The sequence below is a fragment of the Kitasatospora sp. NPDC089797 genome (assembly GCF_040684795.1).
In the GTDB taxonomy this organism is placed as follows: domain Bacteria; phylum Actinomycetota; class Actinomycetes; order Streptomycetales; family Streptomycetaceae; genus Kitasatospora.
The window spans coordinates 1-22,055 of record NZ_JBFBGS010000047.1 but is presented as its reverse complement, the minus strand read 5'-3'; the positions used below and the strand labels follow the sequence as shown (position 1 = coordinate 22,055).

27 protein-coding genes are annotated in these 22,055 nt (G+C 74.6%); 23 read left to right on the top strand and 4 right to left on the bottom strand.

Going from position 1 to position 22,055, the window contains the following annotated elements; genetic code table 11:
- Positions 1–20 precede the first annotated feature (20 nt).
- From AB0O91_RS31005 to AB0O91_RS30960, 10 genes are all read left to right on the top strand, one after another.
- Entirely contained in the window at positions 21–1,958 is a 1,938-nt protein-coding gene (locus AB0O91_RS31005) for an acyl-CoA dehydrogenase (protein ID WP_363440091.1), read from the top strand.
- Positions 1,958–2,272: an acyl carrier protein gene (locus tag AB0O91_RS31000; protein ID WP_363440089.1), complete on the top strand. Its 315-nt coding sequence runs from the start codon at positions 1,958–1,960 to the stop codon at positions 2,270–2,272. The genes AB0O91_RS31005 and AB0O91_RS31000 overlap by 1 nt, the downstream gene beginning before the upstream one ends.
- Complete coding sequence (locus AB0O91_RS30995; protein ID WP_363440086.1) at positions 2,269–2,583, top strand: acyl carrier protein; 315 nt, start codon at positions 2,269–2,271, stop codon at positions 2,581–2,583. The genes AB0O91_RS31000 and AB0O91_RS30995 overlap by 4 nt, the downstream gene beginning before the upstream one ends.
- Complete coding sequence (locus AB0O91_RS30990) at positions 2,584–3,447, top strand: 4'-phosphopantetheinyl transferase superfamily protein (RefSeq protein ID WP_363440084.1); 864 nt, start codon at positions 2,584–2,586, stop codon at positions 3,445–3,447. It abuts the gene before it with no gap.
- Between the two features lie 348 nt (positions 3,448–3,795).
- On the top strand, positions 3,796–4,623 hold the full coding sequence (locus AB0O91_RS30985; RefSeq protein ID WP_363440082.1) for an AfsR/SARP family transcriptional regulator: 828 nt from the start codon (positions 3,796–3,798) through the stop codon (positions 4,621–4,623).
- Positions 4,624–4,785: 162 nt separating this feature from the next.
- The gene (locus AB0O91_RS30980) at positions 4,786–5,538 is read left to right on the top strand and encodes an alpha/beta fold hydrolase (RefSeq protein WP_363440079.1); all 753 of its coding nucleotides are present in this window, start codon (positions 4,786–4,788) and stop codon (positions 5,536–5,538) included.
- Positions 5,539–5,626: 88 nt separating this feature from the next.
- Positions 5,627–6,457 carry an AfsR/SARP family transcriptional regulator gene (locus AB0O91_RS30975; RefSeq protein ID WP_363440076.1) on the top strand — a complete coding sequence of 277 codons (831 nt, stop codon included), beginning with the start codon at positions 5,627–5,629 and terminating at the stop codon, positions 6,455–6,457.
- 45 nt (positions 6,458–6,502) lie between these two features.
- The gene (locus AB0O91_RS30970) at positions 6,503–6,766 is read left to right on the top strand and encodes an acyl carrier protein (RefSeq protein ID WP_363440073.1); all 264 of its coding nucleotides are present in this window, start codon (positions 6,503–6,505) and stop codon (positions 6,764–6,766) included.
- Complete coding sequence (locus AB0O91_RS30965; RefSeq protein WP_363440070.1) at positions 6,766–7,146, top strand: SchA/CurD-like domain-containing protein; 381 nt, start codon at positions 6,766–6,768, stop codon at positions 7,144–7,146. Before AB0O91_RS30970 ends, AB0O91_RS30965 begins: the two co-directional genes overlap by 1 nt.
- A 27-nt stretch (positions 7,147–7,173) precedes the next feature.
- Positions 7,174–7,626: a DUF1772 domain-containing protein gene (locus tag AB0O91_RS30960; RefSeq protein ID WP_363440067.1), complete on the top strand. Its 453-nt coding sequence runs from the start codon at positions 7,174–7,176 to the stop codon at positions 7,624–7,626.
- A 65-nt stretch (positions 7,627–7,691) separates the two neighbouring features.
- On the opposite strand, the gene AB0O91_RS30955 is transcribed toward AB0O91_RS30960, so the two are convergent.
- On the bottom strand, positions 7,692–8,072 hold the full coding sequence (locus AB0O91_RS30955) for a SchA/CurD-like domain-containing protein (RefSeq protein ID WP_363440064.1): 381 nt from the start codon (positions 8,070–8,072) through the stop codon (positions 7,692–7,694).
- 165 nt (positions 8,073–8,237) lie between these two features.
- Between AB0O91_RS30955 and AB0O91_RS30950 the strand changes: the two genes are divergently transcribed.
- The 10 genes from AB0O91_RS30950 to AB0O91_RS30905 all read left to right on the top strand — a co-directional run bounded on the left by AB0O91_RS30950 (position 8,238) and on the right by AB0O91_RS30905 (position 15,013).
- Positions 8,238–8,573: a TcmI family type II polyketide cyclase gene (locus AB0O91_RS30950; protein ID WP_363440061.1), complete on the top strand. Its 336-nt coding sequence runs from the start codon at positions 8,238–8,240 to the stop codon at positions 8,571–8,573.
- Entirely contained in the window at positions 8,570–9,016 is a 447-nt protein-coding gene (locus AB0O91_RS30945; RefSeq protein WP_363440058.1) for a cupin domain-containing protein, read from the top strand. The genes AB0O91_RS30950 and AB0O91_RS30945 overlap by 4 nt, the downstream gene beginning before the upstream one ends.
- Positions 9,013–10,311: a beta-ketoacyl-[acyl-carrier-protein] synthase family protein gene (locus AB0O91_RS30940; protein ID WP_363440055.1), complete on the top strand. Its 1,299-nt coding sequence runs from the start codon at positions 9,013–9,015 to the stop codon at positions 10,309–10,311. Before AB0O91_RS30945 ends, AB0O91_RS30940 begins: the two co-directional genes overlap by 4 nt.
- A gap of 2 nt (positions 10,312–10,313) precedes the next feature.
- Positions 10,314–11,537 (top strand): ketosynthase chain-length factor, encoded by a 1,224-nt coding sequence (locus tag AB0O91_RS30935; protein ID WP_363440051.1) that lies wholly within the window; start codon positions 10,314–10,316, stop codon positions 11,535–11,537.
- Between the two features lie 17 nt (positions 11,538–11,554).
- Positions 11,555–12,022, top strand: coding sequence for an SRPBCC family protein (locus tag AB0O91_RS30930; RefSeq protein WP_363440048.1), 468 nt, complete (start codon positions 11,555–11,557; stop codon positions 12,020–12,022).
- A 77-nt stretch (positions 12,023–12,099) separates the two neighbouring features.
- A complete protein-coding gene (locus AB0O91_RS30925) occupies positions 12,100–12,561 on the top strand; it encodes a DUF1772 domain-containing protein (RefSeq protein ID WP_363440045.1) in 462 nt (153 codons plus the stop codon).
- Between the two features lie 70 nt (positions 12,562–12,631).
- Positions 12,632–13,384: an SDR family oxidoreductase gene (locus AB0O91_RS30920; protein ID WP_363440042.1), complete on the top strand. Its 753-nt coding sequence runs from the start codon at positions 12,632–12,634 to the stop codon at positions 13,382–13,384.
- Positions 13,384–13,704 carry an antibiotic biosynthesis monooxygenase family protein gene (locus tag AB0O91_RS30915; protein WP_363440039.1) on the top strand — a complete coding sequence of 107 codons (321 nt, stop codon included), beginning with the start codon at positions 13,384–13,386 and terminating at the stop codon, positions 13,702–13,704. Before AB0O91_RS30920 ends, AB0O91_RS30915 begins: the two co-directional genes overlap by 1 nt.
- Positions 13,697–14,005 carry an antibiotic biosynthesis monooxygenase family protein gene (locus AB0O91_RS30910; RefSeq protein WP_363440037.1) on the top strand — a complete coding sequence of 103 codons (309 nt, stop codon included), beginning with the start codon at positions 13,697–13,699 and terminating at the stop codon, positions 14,003–14,005. The genes AB0O91_RS30915 and AB0O91_RS30910 overlap by 8 nt, the downstream gene beginning before the upstream one ends.
- Before the next feature lie 147 nt (positions 14,006–14,152).
- The gene (locus AB0O91_RS30905; RefSeq protein ID WP_363440034.1) at positions 14,153–15,013 is read left to right on the top strand and encodes an NAD(P)-dependent oxidoreductase; all 861 of its coding nucleotides are present in this window, start codon (positions 14,153–14,155) and stop codon (positions 15,011–15,013) included.
- A gap of 128 nt (positions 15,014–15,141) precedes the next feature.
- Here AB0O91_RS30905 and AB0O91_RS30900 read toward each other — a convergent pair whose 3' ends face one another.
- Positions 15,142–16,812, bottom strand: coding sequence for an FAD-dependent monooxygenase (locus AB0O91_RS30900; RefSeq protein WP_363440031.1), 1,671 nt, complete (start codon positions 16,810–16,812; stop codon positions 15,142–15,144).
- Positions 16,813–16,973: 161 nt separating this feature from the next.
- Here AB0O91_RS30900 and AB0O91_RS30895 point away from each other — a divergent pair, with 161 nt between their 5' ends.
- Positions 16,974–17,327 carry an antibiotic biosynthesis monooxygenase family protein gene (locus AB0O91_RS30895; protein ID WP_363440028.1) on the top strand — a complete coding sequence of 118 codons (354 nt, stop codon included), beginning with the start codon at positions 16,974–16,976 and terminating at the stop codon, positions 17,325–17,327.
- A gap of 81 nt (positions 17,328–17,408) precedes the next feature.
- On the opposite strand, the gene AB0O91_RS30890 is transcribed toward AB0O91_RS30895, so the two are convergent.
- Positions 17,409–18,146 carry an SDR family oxidoreductase gene (locus AB0O91_RS30890; protein ID WP_363440025.1) on the bottom strand — a complete coding sequence of 246 codons (738 nt, stop codon included), beginning with the start codon at positions 18,144–18,146 and terminating at the stop codon, positions 17,409–17,411.
- A gap of 249 nt (positions 18,147–18,395) precedes the next feature.
- Here AB0O91_RS30890 and AB0O91_RS30885 point away from each other — a divergent pair, with 249 nt between their 5' ends.
- Entirely contained in the window at positions 18,396–19,577 is a 1,182-nt protein-coding gene (locus tag AB0O91_RS30885) for a nucleotide disphospho-sugar-binding domain-containing protein (RefSeq protein ID WP_363440022.1), read from the top strand.
- 100 nt (positions 19,578–19,677) lie between these two features.
- Positions 19,678–20,535, top strand: a complete 858-nt coding sequence (locus tag AB0O91_RS30880; RefSeq protein ID WP_363440019.1) for an LLM class flavin-dependent oxidoreductase — start codon at positions 19,678–19,680, stop codon at positions 20,533–20,535.
- A 70-nt stretch (positions 20,536–20,605) separates the two neighbouring features.
- Here the strand turns inward: AB0O91_RS30880 and AB0O91_RS30875 are convergent, their stop codons facing one another.
- Positions 20,606–21,916 (bottom strand): cation:proton antiporter, encoded by a 1,311-nt coding sequence (locus AB0O91_RS30875; RefSeq protein WP_363440016.1) that lies wholly within the window; start codon positions 21,914–21,916, stop codon positions 20,606–20,608.
- Between the last annotated feature and the right edge of the window lie 139 nt (positions 21,917–22,055).

Genomic DNA, 22,055 nt, shown 5'->3' with positions numbered 1-22,055 from the left:
GTCGGGGGCGGAGTCCGGCCGTGGCTGACGTGGACGTGGACGTGGACGTGGTCGGCGGGACGACGGCCGAGACCGAGGTCCGGCGCCGGGTGGCCGAGCTGGAGCGCCGGTTCGGCGATCCGGCCGATCCGGCCAATCCGCTGGGCGGCGCGGCCTTCCTCGCCGCCGACGAACGGCGGGAACCGCTCGCGGCAGCCGAGCTGCTGCTCGAACGGTTCGGTCTGAACGACGAGTTCGTGCCCGGCGGGCTCGGCGGACGGCTGCGGGAACTGGACAGCCTGGCCCGGGTGGTGCGGGTGGTGTTCCGCCGGGACGCGGCGCTCGGCCTCGGCTACGGCTTCAGCACCTTCCAGGCCGCCGCGGTGGTCTGGGCGGCCGGTCGGCCCGAGCAGCAGCGCGCGGTGGCGGCGCTGCTCCGGCGCGGCGGCCGGGTGGCCGCGGCCTACCCGGAGCTGGCCCGGGGCAGCAACTTCCTCGGCAACGACCTCACCGCGCGGCCGGAGCCCGCGGCGGACGAGGACCGGCCCGCCGACCGCTCCGAGGACCGGCCCGCCGACCGATCCGCCGACCGTTCCGGGCTCCGGTTGCACGGACGCAAGGACTCCTTCACCAACGTCGAACGGGCCGAGGCGCTGGTGCTGTTCGCCCGGATCGGCGAGGGGCGGCGGAGCCACTCGGCGCTGCTGGTGGACCGGGCCGAGCTGCCCGCCGACCGGGTGACCGGACTGCCGAGGCGCCGCACCCGCGGAGTGCGCGGCTGCCTGGTGGCCGGGATCGAGTTCGCCGACTGCCCGGTGCCCGCCACCGCCCTGCTGGGCGAGCCGGGGCGCGGCCTGGAACTGGCGCTGCGGGTCCTCCCGGTGATCCGCGCCGTCGGCCCCTCGGTGGCGCTCGGCTGTGCGGACACCGCACTGCGCACCGCCGTGGCCTGCGTGGTGGACCGCGGCACGGTCGACACCGCTCCTGCCGCCGGCTCCGACGCCGGTCCGGCGGCCGGTCCGGCCGCCGCGCAGCCGGTCTCGCACGCCCGCGCCACGCTGGCCGGCGCCTTCGTCGACCTGCTGATGTGCGACTGCCTCGCGTTGGTGGCGACCCGGGCCGCGCACCTGGTCCCCGGGGACGCCGCCCTGTACGCGGCCGCGGTCAAGTACCTGCTGCCGCAGCTGCTCACCGACACCGCCTACGAACTCTCCACCCTGCTGGGGGCGGAGTTCCACGCCCACGACGGGGCGTACGCGGCGTTCGGCAAGAGCGTGCGCGACCTGCCGATGATCGGGCTCGGGGCGGCCGGATCGGCCGCCTTCCGGGCCACCGTCGTCCCGCAACTGCCGCGCCTGGCAAGGGAGTCCTGGTTCCGGGACGCCGCGCCGCCGGCCGGGCTGTTCGAGCTGGAGGCGGGGCGGTTGCCCGCCCTGGACCTCGGCCGGATCACCCCGGCGGCCGGCGGCGACCCGCTCGCCGCCGCGCTGCTGGCCGACGCCGCCGCGCTGGCCGAACCGGTCGACCCGGCCGATCCGGAGGAGCACAGCGCCCCGGGGGAGCAGGCCGCCCGGGCCGAACTGGCCGCCCTGGCCGACCTGCTCGTGGCCGAGCTGGCCGCCCTGCGCGAGGGGTGCGCCGACCTCGACCGGGACGGCCGCTCCGCGCTGGCCACCGCCCAGGGCCGGGCCCTGGTCGACCGCTACGCCCTGGTGCTGGCCGGCGCCGCCTGCCTGGGCGTCCGGCGACGGCAGCAGGCGCTCGGAACCGGCTTCCTGGCCGGCCCCGGCTGGGCGGTGGCGGCCCTGACCCGACTGCTGCGCCGCCTCGGCACGCCGACGCCGAAGCCGGCCGCGGACCACGGCGACGCGCTGCTCGCCGAGGTGCTGGCGAGGTTCCACCGGCACCGCAGCTACGACCTGTACGACACACCGCTGGCCGGTACCACACTCACCCACGGGGACGGACGGGACCGTTGATGACGAGACCAACGGCACATGCGAAACCGCCGGTGCTCACCGCGCTCGACGGCACCGAGCACGAGCCGCAGGGCTGGCTGATCGCCCGACTGCGGGCCCACCTGCCCGTCGCCCACCGGATCGACCCCGCCGCGCAGTTGGTCGAGTACGGCCTCGACTCCGTGGTGGCGCTCGGCCTCTACGGCGAGATCGAGGAGACCTTCGGCGTGATGCTGGAACCGGGCGCGATCTACGACTGCGCCACCGTCCGGGAGCTGGCCCGCCACCTGGTCGACCGGGCGGCGCTCCGGCGGCCCGGCCGGGAGCGGTCGTGACCACCGGGACGACGGCCGGCGCCGTCACCCGGCGGCTGCGGGCCGCACTGCTGAGCGTCGGCGAGGTGACGCCCGAACTGCTCTTCGGCGAGGCGGCGGACGGCCCCGAGCAGGAACTCGACGGGGAGCTGCAGCTGGTGGACGACCTCGGGTTCGACTCGGTGATGCTGATGCAGCTCAAGTCGGGTCTGGAGCAGCACTTCCCCGAGCTCGGCGGGTGCACGCTGCCGGAGATCCTGCCGTACCTGCACACCGTCGGCTCGCTGTCCGACTACCTGGTGCTGCGGCTGTCCCCGGTGGAGGTGGTCTGAGTGGCGTCCCGGCTGGAACCGGTGCGTGACCCGCGGACCTCCCGGATCTTCGCCGGCCCGATCCAGGTGCGCGGGCCGGACGGGCCGTGGGAGGAGGTGCGCGCCGCGACGGCCCGGTACGGCAGCGCGCTGGTCCACGCCCGGATGGAGGACTGGCTGCCGGCGGACCTCACCGATCCGGCGCTGCCCGAGCGCCTCGGGCCCGACTACGCCCGCTTCCGCCGGATGCGGCACCCGACCGTCCGGGCCCGGTTCGTGGCCTCCCGGCTGATGCTCAAGCACACCGCCGGCGCGGTGGTCGGCGAGTCGCCGGACGACCTGGAGCTGGCCTACAAGCTCGGCGGCCGCCCGTTCCTGCGCGGCGTCGAACAGCTGGACATCAGCCTCAGCCACACCGCCGACCTGCTGGTGGTCGGGCTGACCCGGCGCGGCTGGATCGGGGTGGACGCCGAACTGTCCGACCGGCAGATGATCGGGCTGGGCACCGAGCCGCAGATGTGCACCGGGCACGAACTGGCGGAGCTGGCACGGATCGCCGAGGACCGGCGCAACGGCGCGCTGGTGCGCCTGTGGACGCTGAAGGAGGCCTACAGCAAGGCGATCGGCCAGGGGATGCGGTTCCGCTTCACCGAGTTCGGCTTCGGCCCCGGCGAGCAACAGGCCCAGGACGTCCGCCTGCCGGACGGCTCGCCCGGGACCGGGGACGAGTGGAGCTTCCACACGGCGGTGCTGCAGCAGCGCTACACCGTGAGCGTCGCCCTGTACGAAGCGGGCTTCGGCGAGAGCGGCGACGGGCTGCAGGGCCTGCGGGTGGCGGACGACCTGCTGGCCGAACTGCTCGGTGGCGGTGGTGCGCGCCCGTGAGCCTCCCGCGGATCCCGGTGGGGTCCGCCCGCCTCCGGCACCGGGTCGGCGCTCCCGGTCGGAGCCGCGCCGGTTCGACGGGACCCGTCGGGCCGGCGCCGGTGCGTCGGGGTCCGCCCGGTCGGCCCGGCCGGGGCCGACCCGAGAATCATCCGCCGGCCGACCGGGTCGCCGCCAGTGCGTCGGTCACGGGCCGGGCATGAGGAATTCACGCCGGTTCGGAGCGCTAACCTCCGGCCGGAAACCTGAGGATCTCACTGTCCCGGAGATCGCCGTGCGTGCCACGATCCACGGTGACCGGATGCAGCCGCAGCCCGGCACCCGCGGAGAGTTGGGGGACGTCCTCGGATGGAGATTCAGGTACTGGGCCCGCTGACCGCCGCCGACTCCGGTGTGTCGATCGTCCCGACAGCCGCCAAGCCGCGCCAGATCCTGGCGCTGCTGGCCTTGAACGCCAACCGGATCGTATCGGTGCCGCAGCTGATGGAGGAGCTCTGGGGGGCGGAGCTGCCGCGCAGCGCCCCCACCACGCTCCAGACGTACATCCTCCAACTGCGCCGCAAGCTGCGGGCGGCCGCCCAGGAGAACGGCGCGCCGGACGGCGCCCCGCAGACGCTCGCCACCCGGCACGGCGGCTACGTGCTGGAGGTGGCGCCGAGCGAGGTGGACGCCACCGAGTTCGACCGGCTGGCGACCGCCGGCCACGCGGCCTTCGGGGTCGGCGACCTGGAGGCCGCCTCGGCGCTGCTGGGCGCGGCCTGTGCACTGTGGCGGGGGCCGGCGCTGGTCGACGTCCGGCACGGCCACCACCTGAGCATCGACGTCACCCGGCTGGAGGAGTCCCGGATCGGCGTGCTGGAGCGGCGGATCCGGGCCGACCTGCGGATGGGCCGGCACCACGAACTGGTCGGCGAGCTCTATGCTCTGACCGGGCACCACCCCATGGACGAAGCCCTGCACGCCCACCTGATCGTCGCGCTCTACCGGTCGGGCCGAGCCCCCCGCGCGCTGGCGGTGTACCAGAAACTGCGCGAGACCCTGATCGAGGAGCTCGGCCTCGAACCGTCCGGCCAGCTCCAGCGCCTCCAGCAGGCCATCCTGCACGGGGAACCGGCCGACGACTACGGCTCGGAGGCCGCCCTTCCGCTGGCGCACGGCGGCCGCCTGGTCGGCTGAGCGTCCGCACGTCCCACCCCGCCCACCCGGGTGCCGTCTCGGCACCCGGGTGGCTGCCTGTCCATCGGTGCTCCACCTCTCGTCCACCGTTCTTCCAGGGCCGCTGGCCACCATCGTCGGGCACTGCCGGACGGCGGTGCCGATGGAAGCGAAGGAGGCCGAGTGAACCAGTACTTCGCAGCCAGGCCGCGGGCCGAAGCACCCCTGCGGCTCGTCTGCTTCCACCACGCCGGGGCCGGTGCGCTGACGTTCGCCGGCTGGGCCTCCCGGGTGGGCCGCAACGTCTCGGTCGTCCCGGTCCGACTGCCGGGCCGGGAGAGCCGGCTGGGCGAGGCCCGGATCACCGACGTCGGCTCCCTGCTGAGCGAGCTGGACGAACACCTGGGCCCGATGCTGGACCAGGGGCCGTTCGCCTTCTACGGGCACAGCCTCGGCGCCCTGGTCGCCTACCGCTTCGCCGAGCACCGGATCAGGGCCGGCCGCCGGGCGCCGATCAGCGTGCTGGTCGGCGCCTGCATGGCCCCCCACCTGAGCAACCCGCTGATCGCCTCGGCGGACCTGTCGGACCGCGAACTGCTCGCCCTGCTGGCCAGCCTGGGCGGGGTCCCCGAGGAACTCCCCGCCCGCCCCGACTGGCTGCGGCAGATGCTGGCCACCGCGCGCGCCGACCTGACCCTCGGCCGGACGCTGCGCGAAGGCGCCATGACCCCGCTGTCCTGCCCGATCTGGGCGTTCGCCGGCGCCCAGGACCAGGTCGCCACCCCGGCCGCCGTCGCCGAGTGGGAACGCTGGACCACCGCCGACTTCCAGTTCCGCACCCTGCCGGGCGGCCACTTCTTCGTCCGGGAGGGCGAGTTGCCGCAGATGCTCGGCGAGATGCTCGCGGGACCGGCCGCGCTCGCCGCGGTGGGGTGAGCCGACCGGCCGGGAGGCCCGCACCGCGGTCCGGACCGGCACCGCGCCCGGATCTTGAACACCGTGAACCTGGAAGGGAGATGGCGACATGTACATTGGCCTGCTCGGCCCGCTCAGGGTCGACCAGTCGGGGATCTCGATCGTGCCGACAGCCGGGAAGCCCCGCAAGGTGCTCGCCCTGCTGGCCTGCCGGGCGGACCGGCTGGTGTCGGTGGAGGCGCTGATCGAGGAGGTCTGGGGCGAGCACCCGCCGCGCAGCGTCCAGACCACCCTGCAGACGTACGTCCTGCAACTGCGCGGGCGCATCGCCACGGCGCTCGGCGGCCAGGCGCAGGAGGACCTGCCGCTCGGCTCGAAGAGCGTCCTGGTCACCGAGCCCGGCGGCTACCTGCTGGACACCCAGGGCGGCTCGCTGGACAGCGTCGAGTTCGACCTGCTCAGCCGGCGCGGCCACCGGGCGATGGACGGCGGCGACCACGCGGCCGCCTCCGCCGCCTTCCGCCAGGCGCTGGCCCTGTGGCGCGGCCCGGCCCTGGCCGACGTCCAGTGCGGGACGCTGCTGGAGGCGGAGGCCCGCCTGCTGGAGGAGTCCCGGCTGAGCATCCTCAGCCGCCGGATCGAGGCCGACCTGAGGCTCGGCCGACACCACGAGCTGGTCGGCGAACTCGCCGGCCTGTGCGCCCAGTACCCCCTGCACGAGGGGTTGCAGGCGCAGTTGATGATCGCGCTCTACCGAGCGGGGCGGCGCGGCAACGCGCTGGAGATCTACCAGCGGCTGCGCACCGTGCTCAGCCGCGAGCTGGGCATCGATCCGTCACCGGAGCTGCGCGAGCTGCAGAGCGCCGTACTGGATGCCGACCCGGGGCTCGACCTGGTCCGGAGCGCCGCTGCTCCCGGCCGACTGCTGCGGGCCATCTGAACCCGACGCGGGCCGACCCCCGACACCACCTGAGAAGGGAAAGCGATGAGCGAGTTCACCCTGACCGACCTGACCGACAAGCTGCGCGAGTGCGCGGGCGAGGCGGAGGACTACGACCTGGACAACGACGACGTCTCGGAGGTCCCCTTCCTCGAACTCGGCTACGACTCGCTGGCCTTGCTCCAGGTCACCGGAGTCCTCAAGCGGGAGCGCGGCATCGAGCTCTCGGACGACGAGGTGATCGGCGTGGAGACGCCCCGGGCGCTGCTCCAGCTGATCAACACCGCGCTCTCCGTGCGGGGTGCCTGATGCCGTACGCAGCCATCACCTACCGCGTCAAGCCGGGCCACGAGGACGAGATCGCCGCGATCTTCGCGGACTTCCAGCGGGTCGACACCCCCGACTTCGCCCACGCCGACGGTGCGGCGGCCGGCCGGCTGCTGGGCACCGGCGTCTTCATCAAGGACGACGTGCTGGTCCGGGTCATCCACTACGAGGGAGACTTCGCGGCCGTGGGCCGGCACATGGCCCGGCAGACCGGGGTGCACGTGCTGGAGGACCGGCTGTCCCCCTACCTCGCGGAGGAGCGGGACACCACCAGTGCGGAGGGCTTCGCGGCGTACTTCCGCAACGCCGTCATGCGCCCGATCGCCCAGCTCACCGTGGACACCCACCCGGGCCGGGGCTGAGCACCCGGCCCTGAAAGGCGGTTCACCATGACTGCGGTGCTGGGCCTGCTCGCGCTGCTCGGCAGCGGGGTAACGGCCGGAGTGCTGTTCGCCGTCGCGCTCAGCGTGCTTCCCGCGCTCTTCGCGATGCCCACGAGCACCTACGTGTACGCGCACCAGCTGCTCGGCCGGAACTGGGATCCGACCATGCCGGCCATCGTGCTCGGCTCGACCCTGGCCGACATCCTGTGGGCGGTGTTAGGCGGCGGGGCCCACCGCGCCCCGGCCGCCGTCGCCGCGGTCCTGCTGCTGGGCGTCTCCGCGGTCTCGCACCTGTGCAACGTCCCCATCAACCGCCGGGTGAAGGCCGTCGAGGACCCTGACCGGCTGCCCGCCGACTGGCAGGACCCGCGCCCGCTGTGGCGGCGCTGGCACGTGCTGCGCACCGTGCTGGCCGCCGCCGCCCTGTTCGTGAACAGCTATGCGGCGCTGGTGAGATGACGGTACCGACGGATCGGCCCGGCCCCGCTCAGGCGGGGCCGGGCCGATCCGCGTGCGGGCGGGGGTCAGGAGGCGGCCGGCAGGTCCCGGACCGAGATCTGGGCGACGGTGCGCAGCAGGCTGCGTCGGAAGGTGGCCACGAAGCCCTCCACCGTGTCGGTGTCCCGCGGGCGGCTCAGGTACGGCTTGAGGCTGCGCTCCACCTCGCGCACCCCGGGCTGGTTCGCCATGTGGCGGGCGACCGCCTCCAGGTCCCCCTGGTACTCGATCACCCGCACCAGGGTGTCGTCGCGGATGAAGACGGCGGTGGCCAGGATCCGCCCGGCCTCCTCACCGCTCTCGGTGCGCACCTGGTCGGACTTCACCCGGCGGAAGTTGCCGAAGATCTCGGCGAGTTCGGCCTCGAATCCCGGCTTGATGTCGTAGGTGATGGCGGCGAACGGCATGGACCACTCCTGGGAGCGCTGGGCGGCACGGACCCGTCGATGCCAGCAGCAGTGACTCGGATTTCTCTCAAGTCCCTTTTTTGCAGCGGCACTTGAGTGGACCTCCAGTCTCCGCTGGGACAGTCCAGCTGTCGGTGTCAGGAACGAATCCACAGGAGGCCAGCAGTGCACCGAACCCTCATCGTGGCGAAGTTGCAACCGGGCAAGGCGGACGAGATCGCGGGCATCTTCGGTGACTCCGACGCGACCGAGCTGCCGCACCTGATCGGTGTCTCCCGGCGCACCCTGTTCAGGTTCCACGACCTCTACTTCCACCTGGTCGAGGCCGACCAGGACATCGCGCCCGACCTCTACAAGGCGCGCAGCCACCCGCTCTACGAGGACATCAACACCCGCCTCGCCGCGTGTGTGAACCCGTACGACCCGAACTGGAAGGAACCCAAGGACGCCATGGCGACCCCCTTCTACGTGTGGACCAAGGGCGAGGGGCGGATCCGATGACCACCACCGACCGCACCACCATCTCCCGCACCGTGAAGTTCTCCGCCGACCAGGCCGAGGCCAACACCAAGCGCGGCGGCGACATCCGGGTGACGCTCAGCCCCAAGACGGTCGGCTGCACCTCCGGCTTCGGCGGGGTGATGACCCTGGCGTCCGGTGACCACATCACCGAGCACTACCACCCGTACTCCGAGGAGTTCCTCCACGTGGTCTCCGGCGAGCTGGAGATGACGCTCGACGGGCAGCCGGTGCGGCTGGCCGCCGGGGACTCCCTGCTGGTGCCGATCGGCGTCCGGCACCGCCTGGTGAACGTGGGGGAGACCACCGCGCACTGCGCCTTCCACCTGTCGCCGCTCGCCCCGCGGCCCGAGCTCGGGCACGTGGACACCGAGCCGGCCCAGCACCCGCAGGCCGCCAACCCGCAGGTGGGAGGCCGGGCATGAGCACCGCCCGGCCGCCGGCCCGGCGACGGGCGGTGATCACCGGCATCGGCGTGGTGGCACCGGGCGGCGTCGGCCGGGAGGCCTTCTGGCAGCTGCTCACCGAGGGGCGCACCGCCACCCGGCGGCTGAGCCTGTTCGACCCCACCGAGTTCCGCTCCCAGGTCGCCGCCGAGGTGGACTTCGACCCGGCGGCGGCCGGCCTGACGGCCCCCGAGATCCGGCGGATGGACCGGGCCGCGCAGTTCGCCGTGGTCAGCGCCCGCGAGGCGATCGCCGACAGCGGGCTCGACCTGGCCGCGGTGCGCCCGGAGCGGATCGCGGTGGGCCTGGGCAGCGCGGTGGGCTGCACCATGGGCCTGGAGGAGGAGTACGTCGTCCTCAGCGACCACGGGAAGAAGTGGCTCGTCGACCACACCTACGGCGTCCCGCACCTCTACGGCTACATGGTGCCGTCCACCCTGGCGGTGGAGGTGGCCTGGACGGCGGGCGCGGAGGGCCCGGTCTCGCTGATCTCCACCGGCTGCACCTCCGGGATCGACGCGGTGGCGCACGCCGTCCAGCTGATCGAGGAGGGCAGTGCCGACGTGGCACTGGCCGGGGCCACCGACGCGCCGATCTCCCCGATCAGCGCGGCCTGCTTCGACGCCATCCGGGCCACCACGGGCAAGAACGACGACCCCGAGCACGCCTCGCGCCCCTTCGACCGGGACCGGGCCGGGTTCGTGCTCGGCGAGGGCTCCGCCGTCCTGGTGCTGGAGGAGCGGACGGCCGCCGAGGCCCGCGGCGCCCACATCTACGGCGAGATCGTCGGCAGCGCCGGGCGCAGCAACGCCCACCACATGACCGGGCTGAAGGCGGACGGCCGCGAGATGGCCGAGGCCATCACCGTCGCCCTCGACCAGGCCCGGCTGGACCCGACCGCGGTGAGCTACATCAACGCGCACGGCTCGGGCACCAAGCAGAACGACCGGCACGAGACCGCGGCGTTCAAGCGCAGCCTGGGCAGCCACGCCTACGACGTGCCGGTGAGTTCGATCAAGTCGATGATCGGCCACTCGCTGGGGGCCATCGGCTCGATCGAGGTGGCCGCCTGCGCCCTGGCGCTGGACCGCCAGGTGGTGCCGCCCACCGCCAACCTGCACCACCCCGATCCGGAGTGCGACCTGGACTACGTGCCGCTGGTCGCCCGTGAGCACCGCACCGACGTGGTGCTGACGGTCGGCAGCGGCTTCGGCGGCTTCCAGAGCGCCATGGTCCTGGCCCGGCCCGGAGCCGTCGCCTACGGGAGGAGTTGACCGTGCCGACCCACGACAGCCCCCCGGTGATCACCGGGATCGGCATCGCCGCGCCGACCGGCATCGGCGTCGAGGCCCACTGGGCCGCGGTGCTGGCCGGCAAGTCGGGCATCGACCGGATCACCCGGTTCGACCCCGCCGCCTACCCGGTGACCCTGGCCGGCGAGGTGAGCGGCTTCAGCCCCACCGACATGGTGCCCAGCCAGCTGATCCAGCAGACCGACCACTGGACCCACCTGGCGCTGGCCGCCTCGACGGACGCGCTGGCCGACGCCGGGGTCGACCCGGGCGCGCTGCCCGAGTACGAGCTGGCGGTGGTCACCGCCAGCTCCTCGGGCGGCACCGAGTTCGGCCAGCACGAGATGACCACGCTCTACCGGAACAACCCGGAGTGGGTCGGCGCCTACCAGTCGATCGCCTGGTTCTACGCCGCCACCACCGGGCAGCTCTCCATCCGCCACAAGATGCGCGGTCCGTGCGGGGTGCTCTGCGGCGAGCAGGCCGGCGGCCTGGACGCGATCGGCCAGGCCCGTCGGCTGACCCGGCGCGGGGCCCGCCTGGTGCTCACCGGCGGCACCGACGCCTCGCTCTGCCCGTACGGGGTGACCGCCCAGCTGTCCACCGGCAAGCTGTCCACCGTGCCCGACCCGGAGCGGGCCTACCTGCCGTTCGACCGGGCGGCCAGCGGCCACCTGCCCGGCGAGGGCGGCGCGATCCTGGTGCTGGAGAGCGCGGCCTCGGCCGCCGAGCGGGGCGCCGGGCAGTCCTACGGCCGGGTGCTCGGCTACGCCGCCGGCTTCGACCCCGCCCCGGGCTCCGACCGGCCGCCGGCGCTGCGGCGCACCATCGAGCAGGCGCTGGCCGACGCCGCACTGACCGCCGGCGACATCGACGTGGTCTTCGCGGACGGCTCCGGCACGCCGGCGGACGACCTGGCGGAGGCCCGGGCGATCAGCGCGGTGTTCGGACCGCACGCGGTGCCGGTCACCGTGCCCAAGGTGCTCACCGGACGGCTCTACGGCGGCGGCGCGCCGCTGGACGTGGCCACCGCCCTGCTGGCGCTGCGCGACGGCGTCATCCCGCACACCACCGGTGTCGAGGAGCTCGCCCCGGGCTGCGACCTGGACCTGGTGACCCAGGCGCCGCGCACCACGCCGCTGCGGCACGCCCTGGTCCTGGCCCGCGGCCACGGCGGCTTCAACTCGGCCCTGATCCTCGCACGCTGACGGAAGGAAGGCACGCCATGGCGGGTCACACCGACAACTCGATCCTGATCGACGCACCCCTGGAGACCGTCTGGGAGATCACCAACGACCTGGAGAACTGGCCGAACCTGTTCAGCGAGTACGCCTCGGTCGAGGTGCTGGAACGCGACGGGGACACCGTGACCTTCCGGCTCACCATGCACCCCGACGAGAACGGCGTGGCGTGGAGCTGGGTCTCCCGCCGGACCCCGGACGCGGCGACCCGCACGGTGAAGGCGTTCCGGGTGGAGACCGGTCCGTTCGAGTTCATGGAGATCCACTGGGAGTACACCGCCGGCGAGCAGGGCGGGGTGCTGATGCGCTGGGTCCAGGACTTCCACATGAAGCCGCAGGCGCCGGTGGACGACGCGGGGATGACCGAGCACCTGAACCGCAACACCGTGATCCAGCAGCAGCTGATCAAGGAGCGGGTCGAGGCGGCCGCCCGCGCCCGCACGCCCGCGTAGCGTCCGCGCGCCCCACCACCCCCGTCCCCCGTCCAGTCCGCCCCTTCGGTGCTCAGTCGCCGCGGAGAGGAGTTCCGGTGACCGCTCTACTGGCACCGCTGGTGGTGCTGCTCAACGGCCTGGCCGCCGGGGTGCTGCTGGGCACCCAGCTCGGCGGCTGGCCGTTGCTCGCGGCGCTGCCGCCGGAGCGCTACGTCCACGCCCACGCCTTCTTCGCCACCCGTTACGACCCGGCGATGCCGATCTGCCTGCTGGGCACCCTGGTCGGCGACCTGGTGCTCGGCTTCGGCGCGCCGCAGGCCGCCGCCCGGGCGCTCTGCCTGGGCGCCGCGCTGCTGGCGGCGGCCACCATCGTCATCTCGATCACCAAGAACGTGCCGATCAACAAGTGGATCCAGACGATCGACCCGGAGAACCTGCCGGCGGACTTCGCCGCCGTGGACCCGCGCGGTCAGTGGGGCCCGTGGAACCGGCGCCGCAGCGTGCTGGCCGTGCTCGCCATGGTCGTCAACTGCGCCGCGCTGTGCGCCCTGCTCTGACCCCGCCGGGCCCGGCGGGCCGACCGGCCCCACCGTCGTCCCACGCCCGTCCCTTCCTAGGAGGAAGACCATGAACCTGGCCCTGGAGGGCAAGAAGGCCCTCGTCACCGGCGGCACCCGAGGTGTCGGGCGGGGCGTCGTGCTCGCGCTGGCCCGCGCCGGCGTCGACGTGGTGACCTGCTACCAGCAGGAGAGCGACTACGTCGAGTCGCTGCAGCGGGAGTTGAAGGAGATCGGCGGCAACCACCTGGTGGTGCGCGCCGACCTGACCCGCCCCGAGGAGGTCGCCGCGCTGGTCGCGCGGGCCGGCGAGGAGTTCGGCCGGCTCGACCTGGTGGTCAACAACGCCGGGGCGATCAGCCACATCCCGTACGCGGAGCTGCCGCTGGAGGAGTTCCAGCGGGTCTTCACCACCAACGTCACCGCGGCGCACCTGGTCATCCAGCACGCGCTGCCGCTGCTCGGGGCCGGCTCCTCGGTCGTCAGCATCGGCTCCAAGGCGGTGGACGCGGGGATACCGCTGCGCTCGCACTACACCGCCACCAAGGCGGCGCTGGTGGGCCTGAACCGCTCGCTGGCCAAGGAGTTCGGCGCCAAGGGCATCCGGTTCAACGTGGTGGCGCTCGGCGTGGTGGAGACCGAGAACCTGTACAAGCTGCCCGAGGACCAGCAGAAGCTGATGATCGAGCGCTACAGCGCCAAGACGGCGCTCGGCCGGCTGGGCACCCCGGAGGAGGTGGCCGGCGCCGTGCTGTGGCTGGCCAGCGACCTGTCCCGGTACGTGACCGGCTCCACCGTCAGCGTCGACGGGGGGATCTCCTGATGACCTTCCGGGTGACGCTCCGCATGGAGATCAAGCCGGGGTCCGAGGACGCGTTCGTGGCGGAGTGGCACCGCGGTACCGGGGCCGTCACCGGCCACCCGGCCAACCTCGGCCAGTGGCTGTCCAAGGACACCGACCAGCAGGGCACCTACTGGATCGTCAGCGACTGGCTGGACGAGCCCCGGTTCCGCGCCTTCGAGGAGAGCCCGGCGCACCTGGAGCACCGCGCCAAGCTGCACCCCTACCGCAGCGGCGGCTCGTTCCACACCATGGAGGTGGTGGCCCACATCCCCGGGCAGGCGGTACCGGGCGATGCCTGAAATGCGGGTGCTGGTCTACCAGTTCGCCCGCGACGAGGCCGAGCTGGCCGCCGTCCGGGCGGCGTACCACCAGGTGAGCCGGCGGCTCGCCGCGGTGCCCGGGATGCTCGGCAACGAGCTGCTCCAGCACGGCCACGACCCCTTCTCGCTGGTGGTCGTGAGCCGGTGGGAGAGCCGGGCGGCCTTCGACGCGTGGGAGTCCGGCGCCGAGCACCGCGAGGACACCGCACCGCTGCGGCCCTACCGGGACGACCGGACCGGCCGCCCGTTCGCGATCTACCAGGTGGACGCCGCCTACTGACCCCGCCGCACCCCGTCGACCACCGTCCCCGGCGCTCCGCGGCGCCGGGGACGCTCCGGCGCCCGCCGGTCGACGGGGCGGCCGCGTTCGCCCGTCCGTTCCCGCACCACCCCATGCGCACCACCCCACGTGAAGGAAGGCAGCACCATGAGCCGCAGCAGACTCGCGTTCGTCGGACTCGGCAGCATGGGCGGTGGCATGGCGCACCGCCTGCTCACCTCCGGCTACGACCTGACCGTGTACAACCGGACGGCGAGCCGGGCCGCTCCGCTGGTGGCCGAGGGCGCCGTGCTGGCCGAGTCGCCGGCCCGGGCGGTCGCGGGCGTGCGCACCGTGCTGCTCAGCCTCAGCGACGAGTCCGCCGTCGAGCAGGTGCTGTTCGGCGAGGTGGTGCCGGAGCTGGCGCCCGGCAGCGTGGTGATCGACACCTCGACCGTGTCGCCCGAGTACGCGCGCGCGGCCGCCGTGCGGCTGGCCGAGGCGGGGCTGCGCAGGGTCGAGGCCTGTGTGGTGGGCAACCCGTTGCAGGCCCGGGAGGGCGGACTGCGGGTCTTCGCGGCCGGGGACGAGCAGGACATCGAGGCCGTCCGGCCGGTGCTGGCGGCCCTCGGCTCCGAGCTGGTGCTGTTCGGCGCCCCCGGCGCGGCGGCCACCGCCAAGCTGATCCTCAACCTGCTGCTGGGCGCCCAGGTCGCCTCGCTGGCCGAGGCGGTGACCTACGGGGCGCGGGCCGGACTGGACCGCGACCAGCTGCTGGCGACCATCGCGGGCACCGGCTTCAGCTCCGAAGTGATGCGCTTCCGGGCCGAGTTGATGCGCAAGGGCAGCTACCAGCCGGCCTTCTTCCGCAGCGCGCTGATGGAGAAGGACCTGCGGCTGGCCGTCGCGGACGCCGCCACGGCGGGGGTCACGATGCCGGTGCTGGACGCGGTGCGGGACCGTTTCGCGGCCGTGGTCGAGGCGGGGGACGGCGACAAGGACGCCTCGGTGCTGATCGAGCACAGCTGATCGGGCTCAGCTGATCGGGTACAGCCGGCCGCGCGCGGGGAGCCGTCGCGGGAGTGCACGTCCCCGGCACGCCGAAGGGCGCCGGTCCCGCAGGGGGCCGGCGCCCTTCGGCGTCGCGCGCCGCCCGGTCAGCGTCCCAGCAGCAGTCCCAGCGCCCGGCGCAGCGCGGCCTCCGGGTCGTGCGCGGCTCCCGGCGAGCGCCAGGCGACCACGCCGTCCGGGCGCACCAGCACCGCGCCCTCCTCGGTCACCCCGTAGGCCTTGGCCCACGTGCCGGTGGGGTCCGCCGGCCCGTCGGGGCCGCCGACGGAGCACACCCGCAGCGGCACGCCCCGGGCAGCCGCGACCGCCGTCGCCGCCGCGGGCCAGCCGCCCGGCAGGGCGCCGGTGAGCAGCACCGGCGCCGGGCCGAACAGGTCCAGCGTGGAGCGGTCGCCCGCGGCGTCGCGCAGGTGCACGTGCGGCGCCCGGGTGCCCGGCAGGCCGCGCGGCTCGTCGGTCCAGACCCCGTCCTCCTCGACCGGCCCGGGCCCGGCCTCGGTGGCCAGCACCGCGGAGCGGTACCGCCCGCCGAACCAGATCGCGGCGTCGTCGACGATGCCGGGCGGCAGGCCGCGGTCGGCGGAGCGGTCGCCGCCGCGCGGCCGGTCGCGCTGGCGCAGCACGGCCTGTCGGACGGTCGCGGCGCAGACCGGCCGCCGCTCGTCCTGGTAGCTGTCGAGCAGCGCCGGCCCGGCCTGCCCGGCGAGCGCGGCGGCCAGTTTCCAGGCCAGGTTGTGGGCGTCCTGGAGGCCGGCGTTGGAGCCGAACGCCCCGCTGGGCGGCATCACGTGCGCGGCGTCGCCGGCCAGGAAGGCCCGGCCGACCCGGAACGCGTCGGCCACCTTCGCGGCGGCGGTCCACGGGGTCGTGCCCAGCACCTCCACCGCCAGGTCGGGCACCCCGGCCGCGGCCCGGACCAGCTCCGTGCACCGCTCGGGGGTGAAGGTGCGCGGATCCGCACCGGGGCCGGAGGCGTCCAGGACGACGTCCAGCCGCCACTCGCGCGCGTTGTCCAGCGGGATGAGCGCCCCGCGCACCTGGGAGTTGAAGGTGTAGCACATGACGAACCGCCGGTCGCCGAGCTGTTCGGCCAGGTCGGCCCGGAAGTGGACGGCCAGGAAGCGGCCGAGCTCCCCCTCGCCGGGGAAGGGCACGCCCAGCTCCCGGCGCACCGCGCTGCCGGAGCCGTCCGCGCCGACCAGGTAGCGGGCCCGCACCGACCGGGTGCGCCCGGTGCGCCGGTCCAGCAGCTCGGCGGTGACCGAGCCGTCGGGGCCGCCGTCCGGGCCGCCGTCCGGGCCGCCGTCCTGGGTGCAGGAGACGAACTCGGTGTCGAACCGGACCTCCGCGCCCGCCTGTTCGGCCGCCTCGCGCAGCACCGCCTCCAGTTCGTTCTGGTGGCACAGGCACCAGGTGGACGGCGAGAGGTCGCTCAGGTCGGACCGGACCTCCCGGTAGTACTCCTCGCGGAACGCGCCCAGCTCCGGCCCGGCCAGTGAACGGGCCAGCCGGACACCGCTGTTGCGGGCCAGCAGCCGGGCCGAGGGCAGCCGGTGCAGCCGCTCCTCCAGACCGGCCGAGCGCAGCAGCTCCATCGAGCGCGGGTTCACCCCGCGGGTGCGGGGGTGCGGGGAGAGTGCGGCGCGCTGCTCCACCACCAGGGCGGGCACCCCCTGCCGGGCCAGGAACAGCGCCGCCGACAGCCCGACCAGGCTGCCTCCGACGATCAGGACGGGCACGTGCGGTTGCGCGGTCATCCGGTGCTCCCTTCACGGTCTGGACAGGAGCCCGGAGGATCGCCACCGCCGATCGTGTACTGCTCGAGCAACGCCGCATCGAGGAGGAATCGAGGGGGCGGCGGCAGGCTGGGCGGGGCCGGCCCGACCGGGCCGGCGCGGGCCGAGAAGGGTGGGCGGAGATGGCGGAGCGGACGCAGCCGGTGCGCGTGGTCCTGCGGATGGACGTCGTGCAGGGGCGGGAGGCCGAGTTCGAGCGGGTCTGGCTGGAGATCGCGCGGCTCATCGCGGCCCGGCCGGCCAACCGCGGGCAGCAGCTGGTGCGGGCCACCGAGGAGGCGGGGCGGCCGGTGGACGGCGGCCCCGTCTACTACGTGTTCACCGACTGGGACGACGAGGCGAGCTTCCGGGAGTTCGAACTCAGCGCCGAGCACGTGGAGCACCGGCGCCGACTGGCCCCGCTGCGCACCGGCGGTTCGATGACGGTCGCCAGCGTGGTGCACCGGCTGCCCGGGGCTGAGCCGGCCCGGGGCTGAGCCGGCCCGCGGCGCACGGTGGGTCCCGGCCCGGCGCGGAAGGCGCGGGCCGGGACCCACCGGGGTGCGGCCGGCCGCCGGTCAGACCCCGCCGTCGACGTTGAGGGTGACCCCGCTGATGTAGGCGGAGGTGTCCCCGGCCAGGAAGAGGATCGCGCCGGCCACGTCCTGCGGCTGGCAGATCCGGCCCAGCGCGGTCATGCCCACGATGCGCTCCACGGCCTCGGGCGGGAGCCCGGCACCGGGTTCGGTCTCGGTCAGGCCGGGGGCGACCGTGTTGACCCGGATGCCGCGCGGCCCGAGCTCCTTGCAGAGCGCCCGGGTGAGCCCGATCAGGGCGGCCTTCGAGGCGGTGTAGTGGACGCCCCGCACCCGCCCGCGCAGCGCCACCGAGGAGCCGACGTTGACCACCGACGCGCCGTCCACCAGCAGCGGCAGCACGGCCTGGGTGACCAGGTACGCGGAGGTGACGTTGTGGTCGACGACCCGGTGCCACTCGGACTCCTCCAGGTCGGCGAACCAGACCTGGCCGTCCACCCCGACGTTGTTGACCACCGCGTCGAGGCCGCCCAGGGTGCCCCGGACCTGCTCGGCCAGGCTCGCCGCGCCCGCGGACCCGGTGACGTCGGCCTGCACCAGGTGGTGGCCCTCACCCAGTTCCTTCAGCTCCCGGGCGAGGCTCTGCGCGTCCTCGCCGGAGGTGCGCGAGCACACCGCCACCCGCGCGCCGGCCCGGGCGAAGGCGAGCGCGGTGGCCCGTCCGATGCCGCGGGTGCCGCCCGTGACGAGCACGCGCTTCCCAGCCAGTCCCTGATCCATCTGCTTCTCCTGCGGTCGCTGCGGGCAGTTGGCGGCAGCGTCCCGCGCGGCTCTCGGGTACGCCTGGACGCGAACTCGACCGGGGTGGGCGTCGCGGTGGCCGGGCGGCGCCCCTCGAGTCTGCTGCGACCGGCCCCTTAGTCCGGTGGGGGAGGTTCGGCCCAGCCGTTCCATCCCCGCGCCCCCGGCGCGGTGGGCCGCGGGCCCGGACGGAACGGACCGTCGGTCTCCAGGAGGATGTGGCGTTCCATGCGGATACTCTTCACGACGTGGGCGTGGCCTTCGCACCTGTATTCGCTGGTGCCGCTGGCCTGGGCCTGCCGGGCCGCCGGCCACGAGGTGCTGGTGGCCAGTCAGCCCGAGGCCCTTGACGAGATCGTGCGCACCGGCCTGCCGGCCGCGGCCGTCGGACGGGACGTCGACGCCGCCGGCCTGGTCCGCGGCTACCTGCTGCCGTCGACCGCCGTGCCCGCGCCCGTGCTTCCGGCCCAGCCGGCGGGCAAGGGGCCGCGGGCCATGCGGATGTTCTACGAGCACGCCGACTCGATGGTGGACGGCCTGGTGGCGCTGGCCCGCGACTGGCGCGCGGACCTGGTGGTCTACGAGCCCACCGCGCTGGCCGGCCCGATCGCGGCGGCCGCCGTCGGGGTGCCGGCCGTGCGCCACCTGTACGGCACCGACCTGCTGGTCCGGGCCAAGGACCTGCTGCCCGGGGTGCTCGCCCCGCTGGCGGAGCGCAACGGGGTGGGCGCCTTCGACCCGTTCGGGACGGTCACCGTCGACCCCTGCCCGGACGGCTTCCGACTGCCGGCCGACTACCCGAGGCTGCCGGTCCGCTACGTGCCCTTCAACGGGCCGGGCGCGGCGCCCTCGCCGGCCCTCGCGCCGCCGGCCCCGGGCCGGCGCCGGGTGGTGGTGACCTGGGGCCACACCCTGGCCAAGCTCTCCGCCGCGCACTTCTTCGGCGCGCAGGCGGCGGCGGCCGTCCGCGGGCCGGACGTCGACGTGGTGCTGGCGGTCTCGGCCGCGCAGCGGCCGTTGCTCGGCGACCTGCCGGAGGACGTCACGGTGGTGACCGACGTCCCGCTGAACCTCCTGCTCGCCGATGCGGACCTGGTGGTCTCGCACGGGGGCGCCGGCACCGTGCTGACCGCGCTGCACGCGGGCCTGCCGCTGCTGCTGGTGCCCCAACTGCCGGACCACGCGGGCCACTCCGCCCGGGTGCTGGCGGCCGGGGCGGGCGAGGTGCTGACCCGCGACGAGGCCGACGCGGCACAACTGCACGAGGACGCCCGGCGGTTGCTGGAGTCGGACGCGCACCGCGGGGCGGCCCGGCTGCTGCGCGAGCGGATGCTGGCCCAGCCGACCCCCGCGGACCTGGTGACCCAGCTGGAGGTCCTGGCCGGCTCCCGGCCGGTGGCCGCCCGCTGACCGACCGGGCACCCCCGGTCGGCGCCGGCTCGCCGCCGGCCCGGCCGGGCCCCACCCCGTGCCGCCTGTCGCACGGACCGACGCGAAGAAGGAGAGACCCGTGGAGATCGGAGTGGGACTGCCCACCACAGTTCCCGACAAGTCCGGGCCAGAGCTGGCGGAGTGGGCCCGCCGGGCGGAGCAGCACGGCTTCGCCAGCCTCGGCGTGCTGGACCGGCTGGTGTACGACAACTACGAGTCGCTGGTCTCGCTGGCGGCCGCGGCCGCGGTGACCGAGCGGATCCGGCTGTCCACCACCATCCTGATCGCCGGCTACCGGGGCGGGGCGGCGCTGCTGGCCAAGCAGGCCGCCACCCTCGACGCGATCTCCGGGGGCCGGCTGGTGCTCGGGGTGGCGGCCGGCGGGCGCGCGGACGACTACACCGCGACCGGCGCCGACTACGAGGGCCGCGGAGCCGGGCTGGACCGCCTGCTGCGCGAGCTCCAGGAGATCTGGGCCGGCGAGGGGCCGAACGGTGCCGTCGGCCCGCGGCCGGCCGGTTCCGGCGGCATCCCGCTGCTGGTCGGCGGCCACTCCGCGCGCGGGATGCGGCGGGCCGCGGCCTTCGGCACCGGCTGGATCGCGGGCGGGAACTCCGTGACGGCCTACGCGGAGCTGGTCCGGCGGGCGAAGGCGGCCTGGACGGCGGCCGGCCGCACCGAGCGGCCGCGGATGGTGTCGCTGGTCTACGCCTGCCTGGGCCCGGACGCCGGCCGGGTGGCCGGGAGCTACCTGCGGGAGTACTACTCGTTCGTCGGCCCCAAGGCCGAGCGGACGGCCTCGGGCGTGCTGGTCGACGCCGGGGCGCTGCGCGAGACCGCGCAGGCGTACGCCGACGCCGGCTGCGACGAGCTGATCCTGCTGCCCTGCACGGCCGACCTCAAGCAGGTCGAGCTGCTGGCGGCCGCGGCGCTCTGACCGACGGCCGGCGCCCGGACGCCGAACCGCCCGGCCCCCGACGGGGACCGGGCGGTTCGGCGTCCCGGGGTCAGGCGGCCGGTCCGGAGCCGACCGACTGGGGCTCGGCGACGGCGGCCGGCCCGCGCGACGCGACCTCCACCCGGTCCTGCTGGATCCGCTGGTCCGAGTGGAGCAGCCGCAGCACCGGACCGGTCATGAAGGTGGTGACCACCGCCATCAGGACCATCCGTGCGTACAACGGCTTGTCCAGCACGCCGAGTTGGAGGCCGACCGAGAGGATCACCAGCTCGGTCAGGCCCCGGGTGTTCATCAGGGTGGCCAGCGTGGCCGCCTGGCGGCCCGGCATCCGCACCGCCCGGGCGCCCGCGAACGCGCCCAGGCCCTTGCCGACGACGGCGACCAGCAGGATCAGCGCCGTCTCCCCCCAGCCCTGGGAGCCGAGCAGGGTCAGGTCGACGTTGAGGCCCGCCGTGACGAAGAAGAGCGGCAGCAGGAAGACCACGCCCAGCCCGCGCAGGCCCTCGGCGATCCCGCGGACCGGGTCGAGGGCCGGCGCGACCACGCCCCGCGGCAGGGCGGCGCCGAACATGAACGCGCCGAAGATGTAGTGCAGGCCCATCCACTCGGTGGCCCAGCAGGAGAGCATCAGGCCGCCCAGCACCACGGCCACCGCCGCCGGCGACGGCGGGCCGCCCGCCTCACCGGGCCCGGCCGCCCGGGTCGCGGCCATCCGGCGCAGCGCCGGCCGGGCCACGCCGAGCAGCAGCGCCAGGTAGACCGGCGCCAGCGCCAGCCGCCACGGGGACGGGCCGCCCGAGACCACCACCACGACCGCCAGCAGCAGCCAGGCCAGCACGTCCGAGGCCGCCGCGCTGGCCAGGGCGATCCCGCCGATCCGGGTCTGCATCATCTGCCGGTCGGCCAGGATCCGGGCCAGCACCGGGAACGCCGTGACGGCCATGCTCGCGCCCAGGAAGACGACAAAGCCGACCCGGCTGTGGACCTGGTGGTGCGGCAGCAGCCGCCAGGCCAGCAGCGTCCCCAGCACGAACGGCAGGGCGGTCGAGCAGAGGGCCACGCTCATCGCGGTCCGGCCCTGGCTGCGGATCAGGGAGGGCTCCAGCTCGAGGCCGGTGAGGAACATGAAGAGCGCCAGCCCCAGGCCGGCCAGCGCGCCCACGTAGGGCTGTGCGGGGGCCGGCAGCAGGTGGTGGGCGAGCGCGCCGTGGAAGAACGTCGGGCCGATCAGGATCCCGATCAGGATCTCGCCCAGCACGGCGGGCTGGCCGATCCGTCGGGCGGCGGCTCCGAGCAGCCGGGCCAGGGCGAGGACGACGGCCAGGGTCAGGAAGAGGGCTTGCGCCTGGGTGGTACTCATGCCGAACTCCGTTTCCGGTACGGGCGGGCGGGGGCAAACCGCGAGGGGCGCGTATCCGGGCAGACGGCCGAGGCGGAGCTGGGCCGCGCGGAGGCCGGCGGTCTCGTCACGTGACATGACGTAAGCCTAGGCAATCCCA

What these genes read in the sequence shown, in the direction of transcription:
- AB0O91_RS31000 (WP_363440089.1), top strand. Translation starts at nt 1,958, where the DNA reads ATGACGAGACCAACGGCACATGCGAAACCGCCGGTGCTCACCGCGCTC.
- AB0O91_RS30985 (WP_363440082.1), top strand. Translation starts at nt 3,796, where the DNA reads ATGGAGATTCAGGTACTGGGCCCGCTGACCGCCGCCGACTCCGGTGTG.
- AB0O91_RS30975 (WP_363440076.1), top strand. Translation starts at nt 5,627, where the DNA reads ATGTACATTGGCCTGCTCGGCCCGCTCAGGGTCGACCAGTCGGGGATC.
- AB0O91_RS30970 (WP_363440073.1), top strand. Translation starts at nt 6,503, where the DNA reads ATGAGCGAGTTCACCCTGACCGACCTGACCGACAAGCTGCGCGAGTGC.
- AB0O91_RS30965 (WP_363440070.1), top strand. Translation starts at nt 6,766, where the DNA reads ATGCCGTACGCAGCCATCACCTACCGCGTCAAGCCGGGCCACGAGGAC.
- AB0O91_RS30960 (WP_363440067.1), top strand. Translation starts at nt 7,174, where the DNA reads ATGACTGCGGTGCTGGGCCTGCTCGCGCTGCTCGGCAGCGGGGTAACG.
- AB0O91_RS30955 (WP_363440064.1), bottom strand. Translation starts at nt 8,072, where the DNA reads ATGCCGTTCGCCGCCATCACCTACGACATCAAGCCGGGATTCGAGGCC.
- AB0O91_RS30945 (WP_363440058.1), top strand. Translation starts at nt 8,570, where the DNA reads ATGACCACCACCGACCGCACCACCATCTCCCGCACCGTGAAGTTCTCC.
- AB0O91_RS30940 (WP_363440055.1), top strand. Translation starts at nt 9,013, where the DNA reads ATGAGCACCGCCCGGCCGCCGGCCCGGCGACGGGCGGTGATCACCGGC.
- AB0O91_RS30930 (WP_363440048.1), top strand. Translation starts at nt 11,555, where the DNA reads ATGGCGGGTCACACCGACAACTCGATCCTGATCGACGCACCCCTGGAG.
- AB0O91_RS30920 (WP_363440042.1), top strand. Translation starts at nt 12,632, where the DNA reads ATGAACCTGGCCCTGGAGGGCAAGAAGGCCCTCGTCACCGGCGGCACC.
- AB0O91_RS30915 (WP_363440039.1), top strand. Translation starts at nt 13,384, where the DNA reads ATGACCTTCCGGGTGACGCTCCGCATGGAGATCAAGCCGGGGTCCGAG.
- AB0O91_RS30910 (WP_363440037.1), top strand. Translation starts at nt 13,697, where the DNA reads ATGCCTGAAATGCGGGTGCTGGTCTACCAGTTCGCCCGCGACGAGGCC.
- AB0O91_RS30905 (WP_363440034.1), top strand. Translation starts at nt 14,153, where the DNA reads ATGAGCCGCAGCAGACTCGCGTTCGTCGGACTCGGCAGCATGGGCGGT.
- AB0O91_RS30900 (WP_363440031.1), bottom strand. Translation starts at nt 16,812, where the DNA reads ATGACCGCGCAACCGCACGTGCCCGTCCTGATCGTCGGAGGCAGCCTG.
- AB0O91_RS30895 (WP_363440028.1), top strand. Translation starts at nt 16,974, where the DNA reads ATGGCGGAGCGGACGCAGCCGGTGCGCGTGGTCCTGCGGATGGACGTC.
- AB0O91_RS30890 (WP_363440025.1), bottom strand. Translation starts at nt 18,146, where the DNA reads ATGGATCAGGGACTGGCTGGGAAGCGCGTGCTCGTCACGGGCGGCACC.
- AB0O91_RS30885 (WP_363440022.1), top strand. Translation starts at nt 18,396, where the DNA reads ATGCGGATACTCTTCACGACGTGGGCGTGGCCTTCGCACCTGTATTCG.
- AB0O91_RS30875 (WP_363440016.1), bottom strand. Translation starts at nt 21,916, where the DNA reads ATGAGTACCACCCAGGCGCAAGCCCTCTTCCTGACCCTGGCCGTCGTC.